At 53.2% G+C, this 15,140-nt stretch carries 16 protein-coding genes; 5 read left to right on the forward strand and 11 right to left on the reverse strand.

Annotated features, from left to right (window positions below):
* Positions 1-147 precede the first annotated feature (147 nt).
* Positions 148-1,095, forward strand: a complete 948-nt coding sequence (locus tag ACKGJP_RS22935; protein ID WP_409341119.1) for a helix-turn-helix domain-containing protein — start codon at positions 148-150, stop codon at positions 1,093-1,095.
* A gap of 18 nt (positions 1,096-1,113) precedes the next feature.
* On the opposite strand, the gene ACKGJP_RS22940 is transcribed toward ACKGJP_RS22935, so the two are convergent.
* Positions 1,114-2,442 carry an alpha-L-fucosidase gene (locus tag ACKGJP_RS22940; RefSeq protein WP_409341120.1) on the reverse strand — a complete coding sequence of 443 codons (1,329 nt, stop codon included), beginning with the start codon at positions 2,440-2,442 and terminating at the stop codon, positions 1,114-1,116.
* A gap of 179 nt (positions 2,443-2,621) precedes the next feature.
* Between ACKGJP_RS22940 and ACKGJP_RS22945 the strand changes: the two genes are divergently transcribed.
* The 3 genes from ACKGJP_RS22945 (at position 2,622) to ACKGJP_RS22955 (ending at position 5,376) form a co-directional block, all read left to right on the forward strand.
* A complete protein-coding gene (locus tag ACKGJP_RS22945) occupies positions 2,622-3,458 on the forward strand; it encodes a helix-turn-helix domain-containing protein (protein WP_409341121.1) in 837 nt (278 codons plus the stop codon).
* Between the two features lie 29 nt (positions 3,459-3,487).
* Complete coding sequence (locus ACKGJP_RS22950; protein WP_409341122.1) at positions 3,488-4,120, forward strand: GNAT family N-acetyltransferase; 633 nt, start codon at positions 3,488-3,490, stop codon at positions 4,118-4,120.
* A gap of 68 nt (positions 4,121-4,188) precedes the next feature.
* Entirely contained in the window at positions 4,189-5,376 is a 1,188-nt protein-coding gene (locus ACKGJP_RS22955) for an acetoin utilization protein AcuC (RefSeq protein ID WP_409341123.1), read from the forward strand.
* A 109-nt stretch (positions 5,377-5,485) separates the two neighbouring features.
* Here ACKGJP_RS22955 and ACKGJP_RS22960 read toward each other — a convergent pair whose 3' ends face one another.
* From ACKGJP_RS22960 to ACKGJP_RS22980, 5 genes are all read right to left on the reverse strand, one after another.
* Positions 5,486-6,193: a 5'-methylthioadenosine/adenosylhomocysteine nucleosidase gene (locus tag ACKGJP_RS22960; RefSeq protein WP_409341124.1), complete on the reverse strand. Its 708-nt coding sequence runs from the start codon at positions 6,191-6,193 to the stop codon at positions 5,486-5,488.
* Positions 6,194-6,381: 188 nt separating this feature from the next.
* Positions 6,382-7,389: a catabolite control protein A gene (ccpA, locus tag ACKGJP_RS22965; protein ID WP_409341125.1), complete on the reverse strand. Its 1,008-nt coding sequence runs from the start codon at positions 7,387-7,389 to the stop codon at positions 6,382-6,384.
* 261 nt (positions 7,390-7,650) lie between these two features.
* Positions 7,651-7,992 (reverse strand): bacillithiol system redox-active protein YtxJ, encoded by a 342-nt coding sequence (gene ytxJ / locus ACKGJP_RS22970; RefSeq protein WP_409341126.1) that lies wholly within the window; start codon positions 7,990-7,992, stop codon positions 7,651-7,653.
* 136 nt (positions 7,993-8,128) lie between these two features.
* Positions 8,129-8,548, reverse strand: a complete 420-nt coding sequence (locus ACKGJP_RS22975; RefSeq protein WP_409341127.1) for a hypothetical protein — start codon at positions 8,546-8,548, stop codon at positions 8,129-8,131.
* Between the two features lie 85 nt (positions 8,549-8,633).
* Positions 8,634-9,059 (reverse strand): VanZ family protein, encoded by a 426-nt coding sequence (locus tag ACKGJP_RS22980; protein ID WP_409341128.1) that lies wholly within the window; start codon positions 9,057-9,059, stop codon positions 8,634-8,636.
* 200 nt (positions 9,060-9,259) lie between these two features.
* On the opposite strand from ACKGJP_RS22980, the gene ACKGJP_RS22985 reads away from it, so the two are divergent.
* Positions 9,260-9,784 carry a type 1 glutamine amidotransferase domain-containing protein gene (locus ACKGJP_RS22985; RefSeq protein WP_409341129.1) on the forward strand — a complete coding sequence of 175 codons (525 nt, stop codon included), beginning with the start codon at positions 9,260-9,262 and terminating at the stop codon, positions 9,782-9,784.
* Between the two features lie 58 nt (positions 9,785-9,842).
* Here ACKGJP_RS22985 and ptsP read toward each other — a convergent pair whose 3' ends face one another.
* The 5 genes from ptsP to ACKGJP_RS23010 form a co-directional block, all read right to left on the reverse strand.
* Complete coding sequence (gene ptsP / locus ACKGJP_RS22990; RefSeq protein WP_409341130.1) at positions 9,843-11,573, reverse strand: phosphoenolpyruvate--protein phosphotransferase; 1,731 nt, start codon at positions 11,571-11,573, stop codon at positions 9,843-9,845.
* Positions 11,566-13,461 (reverse strand): glucose PTS transporter subunit IIA, encoded by a 1,896-nt coding sequence (locus ACKGJP_RS22995; protein WP_409341131.1) that lies wholly within the window; start codon positions 13,459-13,461, stop codon positions 11,566-11,568. Before ACKGJP_RS22995 ends, ptsP begins: the two co-directional genes overlap by 8 nt.
* Before the next feature lie 164 nt (positions 13,462-13,625).
* Complete coding sequence (locus tag ACKGJP_RS23000; RefSeq protein ID WP_409341132.1) at positions 13,626-13,955, reverse strand: spore coat protein; 330 nt, start codon at positions 13,953-13,955, stop codon at positions 13,626-13,628.
* A gap of 46 nt (positions 13,956-14,001) precedes the next feature.
* Entirely contained in the window at positions 14,002-14,220 is a 219-nt protein-coding gene (locus tag ACKGJP_RS23005; protein ID WP_409341133.1) for a hypothetical protein, read from the reverse strand.
* A 75-nt stretch (positions 14,221-14,295) separates the two neighbouring features.
* Positions 14,296-14,973: a hypothetical protein gene (locus ACKGJP_RS23010; protein ID WP_409341134.1), complete on the reverse strand. Its 678-nt coding sequence runs from the start codon at positions 14,971-14,973 to the stop codon at positions 14,296-14,298.
* Between the last annotated feature and the right edge of the window lie 167 nt (positions 14,974-15,140).

Genomic DNA, 15,140 nt, shown 5'->3' on the forward strand with positions numbered 1-15,140 from the left:
AAACATTAAATCGGCGCACTCCGCCTTTCTTTTATCATAGGCAAACCGGGCGTTTGGCACAATTGGCAAACCATCCGTATTTTTGACCTTTTGTGCACGCTACATGCTATACTAAATGCAATCTCATCCAAGGAAAAGCGGTGAAGCATGAACATCGAGATTCGTTTCCCGAATATGACCAGCACCCTTCAAATTATCGGCTGCCATTTCGGCGTCAAGGCGCCCGGCTGGTCCTATCCGAAGCACCATCATCATCTTTTCGAGCTGCTCTATTGCTGGAGCGGAGAAGTCAGGCAGACGATCAACGATACGTCGATCGCTTTTCGCGCCGGCGACTGGCTGCTGTTAAAGTCCGGCGTCCGTCATCAGCTGGAAAACGTGTCGAATGAATCGTATTCCTTTTTCGACGTGCATTTCGATATCGACGATACGGGGATGCGACAGCTCCTCAGCAGGAAACCGTTCGGGCATATCCCCCGGGCAATCGCCGAAAAGACGCGTTTGCCCGAATACCGCAACGAAATCGAGCGGCTTCTGCAAACATCGCTAGCCGAGTGCAGCGCACCCGGCTCGGATTTCACCCAAGTCCAGCCGTCGTTCGGAGACAAGCTGGCTGTACAAGGCTATATTTTGCTCATGATTCAAGAATTGATGCCTCTGCTGCAAACGAACGATGAAACGGCGAACGGTGAAGGTGCGAAACAAGCCTCCGCCTTCGAAGCCGATATGGCTCATGCCATCGAAGAAAAGCTTAGAAGCACCGTGTACGCCACAGGAGCGGTCGAAGAAATCGCGCGGGAGCTCAATCTGAGCCGCAGCCAATGCACCAAAGTGTTCGTCAAAATTTATGGGATTTCCCCCCGCCAATATATGAGCCAGCTAAAGCTAAGCGAAGCGAAAAAGCTGTTAATCGGCAGCGACATGACGATCGAAGCGATAGCCGTACGGCTTGGTTTCGGTTCGATCAGCCATTTTTCCCGGCAGTTTCGCAGATGGACCGGCCTATCCCCGAATCAATACCGGCCCAAGCATTCGGTGCAGCAGCCGGAGTTGCCCGTAGAGCCGCTATCGCCGAAACGGATGAGCGACGGCTGAGCCGCCGCCCATGGCGCGCTATTGCGCCGAATACGCCGCTAATGAGCGAATGCTAGGCGTCCCTGCGCTGCGCGTTACGGATAGCCGCACGGCATCCGCTTCGACTGCCGGGAATCTTTCCACCCGCTTATGTCCGATCGATACGCCTTCGGCAACGCGGCGCCATTCCTTGCCTGAACGAACGTCAATCCGGTATCCGAGAATATGCTCGCCGTCAACAATGTGCTCCATCATCACAAGCTGATCGATAACCGTCGGTTTGTTCAATTCCAAAAGGATTTCACGCCCGCTGCCGGAGGTTGAGGCAGCCGGTTCGCCGAACCTCCGGCGAATGTGCTCGCCGAACGCCGTAAACTGCTTCACATCCGCATCCGGCACAAGCCCCCGGTTATCGACGACCATGCCGATCAGCAGATTGGCGTTACAGCCAACCGAATGGTAGTAGCTCTCCACCAGTTCTTCCACGGGCAGCACCAAATGATCCTCGTCAGGCTGCCAAAACCATTGCTCGCACCGATTCGGCATATCCGCTTCCGCCGGCGCCCAAACCGCGCCCTCGGGATTTCCGGTTCCGTACAGCGGACATTCGCCGTGATTCTCGAAATTGCTTACGATGTCCGTCGTGCTCCAACACGGATTAGCAGCTGTTCCTTCCTCATTGCCGATCCAGCGGAGAAGCGACGGAAACTCCTTCGGCCCTTGGAAACAAACGGCATTCGGCTGTTTTTGCAGCAGAACGGAACGGACATCCGGTCCGCCCATTTCCGGAGGAAGCGTCCCTCCGTCGAACCAAACCTCAAAGAGCTCGCCGTAATTCGTCCAAAGCTCGGTTACTTGCTTGATCACGATCTCATGATAGGTCTGCTGCTCCGCAGGATCGCCGGAAACGACAAGCCCCGGATTGTCGACTTTACAGTATGCGTTCGCCGAAGTACTGTAATACAAGCCCGGACGCAAGCCGTATTTCTTGCAGGAGCGTACGAAATCGCCGACAACGTCGCCTCCTCCCTCTCGCCATGGGGAGCTTTTGACGCTATAGCTGTGCGCTTCCGTCGGCCATAGACTGAACCCGCTGCAATGCTTGGCGACAAGCACCGCATATTGGGCTCCGGCAGCCTTCGCGGTGCGCACCCATTGGTCGGTATCGAGCTGAGCCGGATTGAACAATCTCGGAGAAGGCTGGTAGCCCCACTGCTTGCGCCATTCGTAGCCGGGCTCGAACACCTGCATATCAAAATGAATCAGGACGCCTAATTCCGCATCCGCCCATGCCAGCTGCTCCTTCGTCGGCTTCGGAGCAGAAGCGTTTTTCCGTTCAATAGGATGATCTTCTTGACGCTGCGCCATTACCTTCTTCCTCCTCTATCTGCTCATTTGCACAAAAGGGAATGCCTAATTGGCTGAACACGCTTCCGTTTCACGAAATTGGAAATCGGCAATCCTATTTTAATTCGGATCGTTTATAATAGATTTACACAAATCATCTAACTTGCGCTCCACTATTTCCAGTAAATGGGGTTTTGAGCTTGACACTTCTTAGCACTTCCAAACTGTTGAAGCAATATTTATCCAACATGCATGCAAACGTCGTTTACGCCGATTTGTCCAAAGTGCCGGGCAGCTGGGGCAATGCCGAATTCGTCCCCGACCTGCACAAATTTTATTTCATCCTTGACGGAGAAGGTACGTTGACGATCGATGGCGTTAGCTATCAGCCGAAGCCGGGACAGCTTTTTTTGTTACCGGCGGGCGTCAAACAGTCTTTGGCGACTGACAGCGATAATACGTTCTATAAATATTGGTGCCACTTCTCAGCGACGATCGGCGATGCGAGCCTCTTTGACGTATTGAAAACCGGTGTGTATATCGAAGCCGGGGATCAAGAATCGATTTCCTCTCTTTTTCGGCGTATGGTCGACCATTATCACAGCAGCGATCCGCTATCGGCTTGGCAGACGCAAGCGAGCTTGTTCGAGCTGCTCTATGCGTTTTTTCGGCAAGCGGGCATCGCCGAGGTGAAGCTGGAAGGTTCCTTCTCCCATGAAAAGGTGATGGCCGTCGTTTCTTACATGGAGCTGCATATGGCCGAAACCGTTACGGTAGACGAATTAGCCAAGCTCGTCCATCTGCATCCGAATTACTTCAGCCAGCTATTCAAAAATATGCTGGGCCTTTCGCCGCTTCAATACTTGAACCGGATGCGTATCGAGAAGGCAAAATCGCTGCTGGTTCATTCGCTAAAATCGGTTACGACGATCTCCGAGGAAATCGGCATCGAGCTGCATTATTTCAGCCGCCTCTTCAAGCTGCAAACCGGATTCGCCCCCTCCGACTACCGGAAAATGCACGGACGCAAGCGATAACGCATATTGTTTAAAAGGAGCTGCGCGACATGGACCACCGGAAACAGTATCATGCCGTTTGCATCGAATCAGCGGAGCGTACTCTCCACATCGAAGGACCCGTACCGCCGGAGCAGCTTAGCTTGATGCATATGCACAAGGATTTGGACGCATTCCGCCGTCCGAACGATCAGCATGACGCGCTTATAGAAATCGCCGGGCTTCCGGAAGGGCGCATTATCCTCGTGAGGGACGGAAATTTAATTGTGGGTTACGTGACGTTTCACTACCCGGATGAGATGGAGCGCTGGTCGGAGGGCAATATGGCGGATTTAGTCGAGCTGGGCGCGATCGAAGTCGCCAACGATTACCGGGGGCTTGGGCTGGGCAAAAGCATGATCAAGCTCGCGTTTGAAAATAAACAGCTGGAAAATATGATCGTTTTTACGACGGAATATTACTGGCATTGGGATTTGCAGGGCAGCAAGCTGAACGTATGGGACTACCGCGCCATGATGGAAAAGCTGATGAAGTCCGTCGAAATGGTGTGGTTTGCGACCGACGATCCGGAAATATGCTCGCATCCCGCCAATTGCCTGATGGTCCGTATCGGCAGGGAAGTGCCGCTTGCTTCCGTCGAGCAATTCGACCGGATACGTTTCCGGCAAAGGTTCATGTATTAACGAATCCGCTCGTGCGGGATAACGTTTTCTCGATTCTGTTCAATCATCGCGGAAGGAGGCGCATACGCGTGAGCGGGCAAGCCATGTTTGTTTATAATCCGAATGCCGGAAACTATTTTTTTAACGACGGTCATCCTTTCAATCCTAAACGGCTCCGGCTTACCATTGACTTGCTGGAACGAGTCGGTGCGCTCTCGGAAGGCGAGCTCTTCCTTCCCCGCAAAGCGGAGGAAGCCGAGCTCCTGCTTGTACACAACGCGTCCTATATACAAGCCGTCAAAGCACTGAGCGTTCCGTCGCCGGACCCGGCGCTTCTGCCTATGGCGGAAGCATACGGCTTCATGACGGAGGATACGCCTTTTTTTGCAGGCATGCACGAGGCGACCTCCCATGTGGTCGGCGGTTCGCTGGCTGCTGCGGAGCAAGTGATGGAAGGCCGGGTTAAGCGCGCGCTCCACCTAGGCGGCGGGCTGCACCACGCGATGCCGAACGGAGGCTCCGGCTTCAGTGTCTATAACGACGCATCAGTGGCGATCGCCCATATCCGAAGCCGATTCCATGCACGGGTACTGTATATCGACACCGACGTTCATCATGGTGACGGGGTGCAGTGGACGTTTTATACCGAACCTGACGTTTGCACGTTCTCGATCCACGAAACCGGCAAGTTCTTGTTTCCCGGAACCGGATTCGCCCATGAACGCGGAGACGGCGAAGGCTTCGGCGCCTGCTACAATATGCCGGTTCAGCCTTATACGGAAGACGAATCTTGGCTGCACTGCTTTGAAGAGCTGCTGGAAAGCATCGCAGGCACGTTCAAGCCCGACCTCATCGTATCCCAGCACGGCTGCGACGCCCATGCCTACGATCCGCTCTCCCATATCCATTGCAGCATGAACATATACCTTCAAATGCCGCTATCGATCCGTAAGCTGGCTGACCGCTATTGCGAGGGGCGCTGGGTTGCCTTGGGGGGCGGAGGATATGACATTTGGCGCGTCGTGCCGCGAGCGTGGAGTCTCCTGTGGCTTGTCATGAAGGATCATCCTCTTATCGGACAACTAGGCGCGGATCCGAGCCTCAAGCTGCCTTCTGGCTGGTTGGAAGCCTGGCAGCCCGATTCTCCTCTTGTTCTGCCGGATACTTGGCTCGATCCCGTTCAGCAGTGGACGCCGATGCCCCGCCGCAAGGAAATAACCGCTGAAAACCTGCAAATCAAAGACATCGCCATGGTCTATTTGCCCCCCAAAAAATAAAGCGTCCTCGCGCACTCCGACCTGGAAGGTTGAAGTGCAAGGACGCTTTTTTAGCGAGAAAAAAGGAGCTCTCCCTGTAAGGAAAACTCCTAATGTCTAACAAGACATACTATGAAGAAAGCCCTTTGACGATCTCTTCTACGATACGGTAAGAGTTTTCCGACGCCTGAACGGTAAATTCCGCAAAATTGACATGAGCGGAGCCGTCCGCTTTATCCGACATCGAGCGGATAACGACGTAAGGAATTTCATTCATGGCGCAAACTTGCGCGACCGCCGCCCCCTCCATCTCCACGCATACCCCGCCGAGCTGATCGTGGAGCTGCTTGACTGCTTCTCGGTCCGCCATAAACTGGTCTCCTGACAAAATACGGCCTTCCTTCGCGCGGCCCGCGAACAGCTTATTGCTCGCCGCTGCCGCTAGCATACGCAAATCATCGGCAGCCGCATAGACCGACGTCTCTTGATAAGGGATGATGCCTCTTGGGAAGCCCAGAGCCGTAACGTCTACGTCATGCTGCATGCATTCGGTAGAGACGACGATATCCCCGATGGTAAGCGCCGGATCGAGCGCCCCGGCTACTCCCGTAAAGATAACCGCATCGACTTGAAACCGGTCGGCCAGCAGCTGGGTGCAAACCGCAGCATTGACTTTGCCGACTCCCGATTTGCATACGACTACGGACTGCCCGAAAAACATCCCTTCAAAAAAGGTGATACCCGCATGTTTAACCTCGCGCACACCTTCCATATGCTCATGAAAAAGTTCGATCTCTTCCTTCATCGCTCCGATCAAGCCTAACTTTCCGTATGCCATCTTCCTATAATCCCCTTCTATTCCGTCTTCAAGCATGCTTCCGATAGGCTCATAAAAGCATGGCTAAATGCGGAGCCCGGAAAATCCCGAGCTTCGCATCCTAATGAGCCGCCGGCAAAAACGGCTTTATCGATGCCGAGTGCGTCCTGGCATGCATGCCATTGTCGCCTCTAAAAGGAAAAGGCGGCTCAGGAGAGCTGAGCCACCGTTTGGCGTTGGATGATTTCGTGCGGAAGCGTAAACTTCGCTTGCTCCACCGATTCTTTATCCATTAGCTTCGTGAGCAACCGCATCGAAACGGCTCCGATATCGTACATCGGTTGTGCGACCGCCGACAGCTGAGGACGAACCATTGAGGCCATCCGGCTGTTGTCTACGCTAATAACCGAAATATCGCCCGGCACACGCAAACCTTCGTCTTGAATGGCATGAATCGCGCCGATCGCCATCTCGTCCGTAGCCGAGAAAATCGCGGTTGGACGCTCCTTCAGCGACAAGAAATATTTCATTGCCTCGATCCCCGACTCATAACGATAGTTGCCCGCACGCACCAGCTCATCGCTGAGCGGAAGACCGGCTTGCTCCATCGCTTTTTTGTAGCCTTGATAACGCGCAAAACCAAGCGCCGGATCCTGAAGCGTTCCGCTGATCATCCCGATGCGGCGGTGCCCCTTGTCGATCAGCAGCTGAACGGCATCGAACGCAGCCTTCTCGTGGTCGATGTCGACGGCAGGCATCGTGTTGTTCTCGTCCGCCGTTGCGCAAAGCACGATCGGTACCGAAGACGTCTTGAACGCTTGAATATGCTCGTCCGTCACCGTTCCGCCCATGAAGAGGAGCCCGTCCACCTGCTTCTCCAGCAGTGTGTTGATGACGCGGATCTCCTTCTCTTTCTTCTTGTCGGCGTTACACAAAATAATATTGTAGTGGTACATATTCGCAATATCTTCAATCCCCCGCGCCACTTCGGCATAGATCGCATTCGAAATATCGGGGATGACGACGCCGACCGTCGTCGTTTTCTTACTGGCCAATCCGCGCGCTACCGCATTCGGACGATAACCGAGTCTCTCGATCGCCTCGAATACTTTTTTGCGTGTTTGGGGCTTTACATTCGGGTTATTGTTGACAACACGGGAAACGGTTGCCATCGAAACGCCAGCCTCGCGGGCTACATCATAAATTGTAACAGTCACTGTCACTCTCTCCATTTTATCCAATATAGACGCTCATTGTCCTGCCAACTATCAAAAACCGCTGCGTCACATCGTATATTTCCCATCATATCGTTCATGATCTTTAAAGCTATGATACGACAAAAAGCGTTTTCGTGCAATGAAAACCAATTAATTCCCTGTCATTGGCAAAAAAGAAAAAGAAGAAGCCGTTTCGAAATCGTATCCGACTCTTTGAAAATGGCTCCCTTCCCTTTCGTAGAAATTCGGCCGAATGCAAGGCTACTGCAGGTTTTCGCGTAAAGCCTGTTCCGTAATGCGCCAGTGGGACGCATGCCAGGCGACTTTGCCGTTCTTAATGTAGATGGCCTGCGGGGATTCGTGCTTTAGCTCGAGCGACTCTGCAATCGCATTCGAGACGGGTCGCGACTCGATAACAAGCACGTGCGCGTGCGTCACGTCGGCATTCGCGTTTTTGTGCAAATATTTCTCATATTCGTCGTGAGCCTCCGCACTCACCGGACAAGTCGTGCTATGTTTAAATACAAATAGCGGTTTCACGCCGGATTCGGCCAGCAGCGTCTGCCACTCGGAAATGCTTTTCAATTCGCGGTTGGTTTCCATCTATGATCCATCCTTCCCAAATCTCCGTCTATATTTTCATACTAACAAAAACAAAAAAGAAAAGCCAACGGGATGTCGGCTTTTTTGCAAGTCGGAGTTTGGGATCTGCGCTTCAGATGAACCTGTTCGGGCTGCTCTACGTAAAGTCGTATGTAGATTGGGCGTACGCGGAAATTTGCGTTAACCGTTTGCGTACATCTTCAGCCCAAGCCCCGTCGCTCAGCGACTGCGCCAAAAGCAGTAAATCAAGCAGCTCGTTGATGCGATCCTCTAAAATTTTTTCGACCGGCATCCACTTGCTTTGCTCGTCCGTCGCTTTCTTCATCAGCAGCGCCAGCTCGCTCAGTTCTTGAAACGGGAGCTGCTGCTTATCCGGCTTGCTGCCAAGTTGTCCGATCAGACCGGTCAACTCGGGCTTCACTTCCGGAAACACTTCGCTTCTGCTGCAGACTTCGCAGTAATAAATCGGGACATTCTCAATCTCTACTTTGCTCTGATAAATGACGGTCCGCAAACGAATCGACATCCGTTCGCCGCATTTGCATGCCTTAGACAACGACGACCACTCCTCTACACCAAAAACAACGCTTCTATGGTACACGTATTCGACTTTTCGGCGCGAAACTCCTTCTAACCAAAGGTTAGTATTTTGTGGAAGAGACGAGCTTTCGGTATAGAGCTGCGTACGCTCTTCTGACGAGAGGAATGGATACGAAAAGCATCGCGATAGCCGCGCCGATCAGGTCGTTGCGAATATCCAGCATGTCCGGCATTCGACCGGGTACGAACGATTGATGATACTCGTCGCTGAGGCCGTAGAGCAAGCAAAGTCCGACCGCGGCAGCCTTCATCAGCCATCCCGGTCTCGCTCCTCCGATCGCCCACAGAAAGGTAATCGACAGAATGAAATAAGCGACAAAATGTCCCCAATCGAAGCTGCGCATTGCGGGGAAAAGCCATTGGAAGAATGGCAGAAACGAATCCATATCGTCCGCAGTACGGGCGGAAAGCAGGAAGATGACCGCCATCCAAATGACGCTCGGCAGCCAGCGAATCGCTTTGCGCATGGTCATAGACTCCTATCGGTTCAAAGTATGCAACTAGACTAGTAGATTCGTCCGTTTCTGTCAAGCAGCGGAATCGCAGGTTCGGAGAAGTGATTTGCTCCTTTCCCTGTGGTACAATACCGGAAGATAGTAGAACGGAATCCGGAGTTTACAGCGTTTCCGGCGTTCATTTCCAGCATATGCGCAAAGGAGAATAGGCTATGAGATTGCAAGGAAAGCAAATCATCGCGCTCGTTGACGAAGAATTTGAGGACCTGGAATTGTGGTATCCGATTTACCGCACTAGGGAAGAGGGAGCTACAGTCAAGCTGGTCGGGCCCGAAAAAGGAAAGACGTACATCGGAAAATATGGCGTCCCAGCCGTAGCCGAGCTTTCCTTCGATGAGGTCGAAAGCGCCGACTATGACGGCATTCTCGTGCCGGGCGGGTGGGCGCCTGACAAGCTTCGCCGCTATCCGAAAGTGCTACAGCTCGTAAAGGAACTGCATGAGGCCAAGAAGCCGATCGGACAAATTTGCCACGCGGGCTGGGTGCTTATTTCGGCCAAAATTTTGCAAGGCGTCCGCGTTACATCGACACCCGGCATTCGCGACGATATGGAAAACGCCGGCGCGATCTGGTTTGACGAAGCGGTTGTCGTCGACGGTCACATCGTTTCGGCACGCCGGCCGCCGGATTTGCCGCCATACGCAAAAGCTTTCTGCGATATTCTGGCACAGAACTGACTCCGTCTAAGTAAAATAAGCCTCCAACCCGGCGTTCCTAACGGGTTGGAGGCTTATTTTAGTCATCCTCGGAGCGAGGGCGGCGCAGTTCGAGCAAAGCGCGAATGTCTTCGCTGGTTTTGCAAGCGAGTGCGTGCTGGACGGCCGCCCTGCCGTCGCTTGCGCTTGAAGCCAGCAAACATTCCTTGAGCGGCAGCAGCGTTTGCACGGACATGCTGAGCTCCTCTATGCCGAGCCCCAGCCAAATCGGCAGCGCCAGCGGATCACCGGCCAGTTCTCCGCATACGCTGACCGGAATGCCGCGGTTAATCGCCGCTTCTGCCGTTTGGCGGAGCAAACGGAGGACGGCAGGATGATACGGATCGTACAGATGCGCGATCGATTCGTTCATCCGGTCGACCGCCAGCACATATTGAACCAGGTCATTCGTGCCGATGCTGAAAAAATCGACCTCCTCCGCAAGCAAATCGGCAATTGCGGCGGCAGCCGGCACCTCGATCATGATGCCGACCTCGATATTGTCGTTAAACGGCTGCCCGCTTAACGTCAGCTCCCTTTTGGCAAGCGCAAGAACCTCGTTCGCTTTATGCACTTCTTCAATCGATGAGATCATCGGATACATCAATTTCACGTTGCCGTAATGGCTTGCCCGCAAGATGGCCTTCAGCTGAGTCTTGAACAAATCCCGCCGATCGAGCGAAATGCGGATGGCCCGATAGCCAAGCGCCGGATTCTCTTCCTCCGGAAGCGGCAAAAAGTTAACGTCTTTGTCCCCTCCGATGTCAAGCGAGCGGATGACGAGAGGCTTGCCCGCAAGCTTCTCGGCAGCCTCCCGGTATACCTCGAACTGCTCTTCTTCCTTTGGCAGCGTCGACCGGTCGATATATAGAAATTCCGTTCGCAGCAAGCCTACTCCGCTTGCTCCGTTCTTGAGAGCGACATCAAGCTCCTTCAGCGAACTGATGTTGGCCTTGAGCTCGATCCGCTTGCCGTCCTTCGTCGCCGGAGGCAGACCTGCGATTTGCCGCAAGCTTTCCTTGCGCTCATGCAGCTTCTCCTTGCGAAGGTTGTAACGGACGATATCCGCTTCAGCCGGATTTACGAAAACCGTCCCGTCATCGCCGTCGATAATTAAAGTATCGCCGGTTTGAATCGGCGTGCCCAGCTTTCCTTCCAAGCCCAGAACGAACGGGATGCCCATCGCCCGCGCCATGATCGCGGAATGGGACGTCGTGCCGCCGAGCAGCGTGACGATGCCAAGCACTTGTCCAGGCTCGACATGAGCCATCTGCGAAGGCGTTATTTCTTTTGCAACCAATATGAAAGGCGTTTCGACCGGCGGAACAAGCTGCTGGTAATTGCCGAGCAAATGCTTCAGCAGCCGGTTTCCCACATCGCGGATGTCTGCGGCGCGTTCCTTCATATATTCGTCGTCCAGAAGCTCGAACATCCCGACGAATTTGTCGATCGTTTCCTTAACGGCGACTTCGGCCGCTTTGTATTGACGCTGCATAATTTCCTGAACTTCATTCAAAAATATCGGATCTTCCAAGATCGCCAAATGAGCGTCGAATATATGAGACTCCTCCGGACCGATAATGTCCGAAATATCTTGTTTAATCGATTCCAGCTCGGTTCGCGAAGTGCGGACGCTGTCATACAGCTTCTCGAACTCGAACGCCAGGTCTGCGACTTCGATCATTTTCTCGGGAAGCTCCCATTCCCAGGCCGGAAGCACGAATGCTTTGCCGATTGCTACTCCTGATGATGCTCCTATGCCCTTAACCATTCAATTGTCCTCCAGCAGCTTGAACTTCATCTTTCAATACGACGGACATGACCGACGCCTGACCCTTCTTGACCGTTTTGAATGGAGCGAAGCTCCACGACCGCACCCGTCCCGGGTTCGTAATCAGCATCGGCGTGGCAAGCGATTTCGCATTCTTCTTGATCATGGGCAGATTGAATTTGATGAGCAGTTGCCCCGGTTCGACGACATCGCCTTCTTTGACGTAAGCCGTAAACCATTTTCCTTGCAAATGAGACGTATCGATTCCGATATGCAGCAGCACTTCGAGCCCTTCCTCGGTTTTCAGGCCCAGTGCGTGCATGGACGGATAAATCAGCGAGACCGTCGCTTTTACCGGCGAGACGAGCTCCCCGCGGTCCGGAATAAAGGCTACGCCGTCACCTACTAGCTTCTTCGCGAAAATTTGGTCGGGCACCTCGTCCAGCGGAATCATCCGGCCCTGCATCGGAGAGCTGAACAGCACCTGCTGCACGTCTCTCCGCGTCACTTTAACGATTTCTTCGCGAATAAGCTCGGAGTAGGTCCCGAAGACGACCTGAACGTTTCCTCCGCCGAGCCGAATGACGCCTGCCGCGCCGAGATGCTTCAATGCGGCGATATCCATTAGCTTGTCATTGCCCAGAGTTAGCCGCAGGCGTGTGATACAAGCTTCAATCGTTTTGATGTTGTTTTTACCGCCCAGCGCTTGCAGGATGAGCGGTGATCGATACGGAATGTCGCCCGCCCATTCCTCAAGCTGAGAGCCTTCCTCGCGCCCCGGCGTCGGAATGCGAAACCGCCTGATCGCCCAGCGAAATAAAACGTAATAAACGAGAAAATAGACGAGCCCGATCGGTATCAGCCACAAGCCGCGCGTAGCCAAGTGCTCGTTGATGATGTAATCGATCGCGCCGGCCGAGAACGAAAAGCCGTGCCGGATTCCCAGCTCGTACGTAATCCACATAGCGGCGCCCGAAAGCAGCGCATGGACAAAAAACAAATACGGCGCGACGAACAAGAATGCAAATTCGATCGGCTCGGTAATCCCCGTCAAGAAGGAAGCAAGCGCTGCCGTAGCGAAAGTCGCCCGGACTTTCGCTTTTAGATCCTCGCGTGCCTCCTGCACGATCGCCAGCGCGATTGCCGGAAGCGCGAACATCATGATCGGGTACAGCCCCGCCATAAATACGCCTGCGTCCGGATCGCCCGCAAAGTAGCGCGGCAAATCTCCGTAGACGATCGTACCGTCCGCCCGCTCGAACGCGCCGAGCTGAAACCAATAAACATTGTTCAGGATATGATGCAAACCCGACGGCACAAGTAGCCGGTAGCCGACGCCATACAGAAACGCCCCGAAGCCGCCCATCTTGAGGAGCATGGCTCCCGCCCCTGCGAAGGCATGCTGAAGGGCGGGTCCGACGGCAATGATGCATAGCGAGAATAAGATGCTGACAAGCCCCATGACGAACGGAACCATCCGATGGCCGCCGAAAAACTGAATATATTCCGGAAGCTGTATATTTCGGAAACGATGATAAGAGAGCGCTGCCAAAATCCCTAAAATAATGGCGCCCGATACGCCGAGCTGAAATTGCGGTCCGATATATTTTTGCGTCATTTGCGTAAACAGGTAATAGCCGAGAAGCGCGGACATACCTGCGATTCCGTTATTTTCGGTTAAGCCAAGCGCTACGCCTATGGCGAATATGTACGGAAGATAGGTAAAAACCGTTTCCCCGGCGAACCGGAGCATATCCCCGAACGTCCCCATATGAGCGGCGTCCCAGGGCATGGCACCAAGCCGAAGTAAGATGGCGGCGATCGGAATGACGATCGTGGGCAGCATTAAGGATCGGCCCAGTTGCTGCAGGTTGCCCATCCAATTCATGGTTCTGCCCTCCCTTATTTTTATTTGAACCAGCGCATTATCGCCTTTATCTACTAAGATGGTAAGGCCAAAGCGGCTTTTTGTCAAAGCTCGTCCCTTCGTTCCGCAAAAATGCCCTGAATACAAGCATTCAGGGCATTCGGGCAGCACGCCTCTTTATGCGCTTAATGGAAAGACGGAAATTGCGTTTTATAATTAGCGAATTGCGTATGCGCCTGGGCGATCTCTTGCTGGTCCGCCGCCTTCATTTTGTACCAGCCTTTCTGAAACATCAGATCGAACAGCTGCATTTGTGTCTGGTGCACGTCATTCAAAATTTGCTGAATCGTTTGGTGAAGCTGCGGATTCTGCATTTCGTTCAATCCGGTATTGTAGCCGGACGTCAAATATTTAGCCTGCGACAAGATGTCGTTGATGAAATCGCGGTCGTTCATTTCCGGCCCCTTTACTTGAGGCTCGTTCGCAGATTTCGGCATCGCCAGTTCCACTGCCATAGTGACTCCCCCTTCGGTAGTTGATATTCGGTATTTCTAGACGGTCTTAGTGCAAGTGGTTCAAAATTGCATCGTAATGCTGCTGATGCTTGCGGCCGGTTTCTTGAATCAGCTGTTTGATTTGCGGATCCTGGCAATGGTTTGCCGCCTCGTTGCATTTTTTCATAGCCAGCAGCTCCCAGGATAAATAATCCTTCACATACAGCAGTTCCTTATCGGTGAGCAAGCTGCGGTCGCTTGTCATGTTGGCGTTCTGATTTTGCATGACGGTTTCCTCCTGTTTGTAAGTAAATAGGGCGAAAAGCGGACCGAAGGCCCGCTCCCCGCTTAGTTCACGTAATTAGCGCGTGAAGGATCCGAAGCTCGAGCCGCCATATGGCGTAAAGTAGCTCGAATCGTTGCGAATGTCATGACCTTGCTGGTCGCCGCGATAACCCGCCGTATGGAAAGACTGCTGGGATTGTTGTTGATACGTTGGTTGGAAAGTCGAAGCAGAGGCATAGCTCCCTTGGTTTTGGCCGAAGCTTCCGCTGCCGTATTGATTTTGCTGATTCGATGTGTACGTGTTATGAAGCTGCGTATCGTGTCCGGGCTGGTTTCCGCGGTAACCGGACATATGGAAGGATTGAGCCGATTGCGGCATGTAGGAAGCCTGAGAAGCATAGGAAGCATTCCCAATCGAATTGTTCGAGGACGTCAGACCCAAATGGCTCAGTACCGGGTTATCAGAGCGAACATAAGAATTGGTATGGAACGATTGCGGAGCTTGTTGTTGCTGTTGCTGATAGCCGGTGATCGAACCGGACGGTTGGAATTGGCTCGTCGCATACCCGGTCATGCTTTGGCCGTAATTTCCTTGGCTTTGTCCGAATTGGCCCTGGCCTTGGCTTTGTCCATAAACCGAGTTCACGAAACCGGTAGGCTGGAACTTAGGCAAGCCTTGATACTGGCTGTTTTGCGCTCCGCCGCCGAATTGGGATTGCTGGAAGTTATTGTTCATAAAGGATTGGTTGTACACGTGTCGTCCTCCTAAAAATATGGGGTAGTCCTCAATGCTTCCCTGCTCTTGAGGCCTTCTATATTTTCAGCTGGACGGCTCGTTTTTATAATTGGAGACTACTGGTCGAAATCGCAACAGCACATGATGCGCAAAACGAAAAAACGCCTATAGAATCCGGTACATCA

This window comes from Paenibacillus litoralis, from assembly GCF_046244365.1.
Taxonomy (GTDB): Bacteria; Bacillota; Bacilli; order Paenibacillales; family NBRC-103111; genus Paenibacillus_V.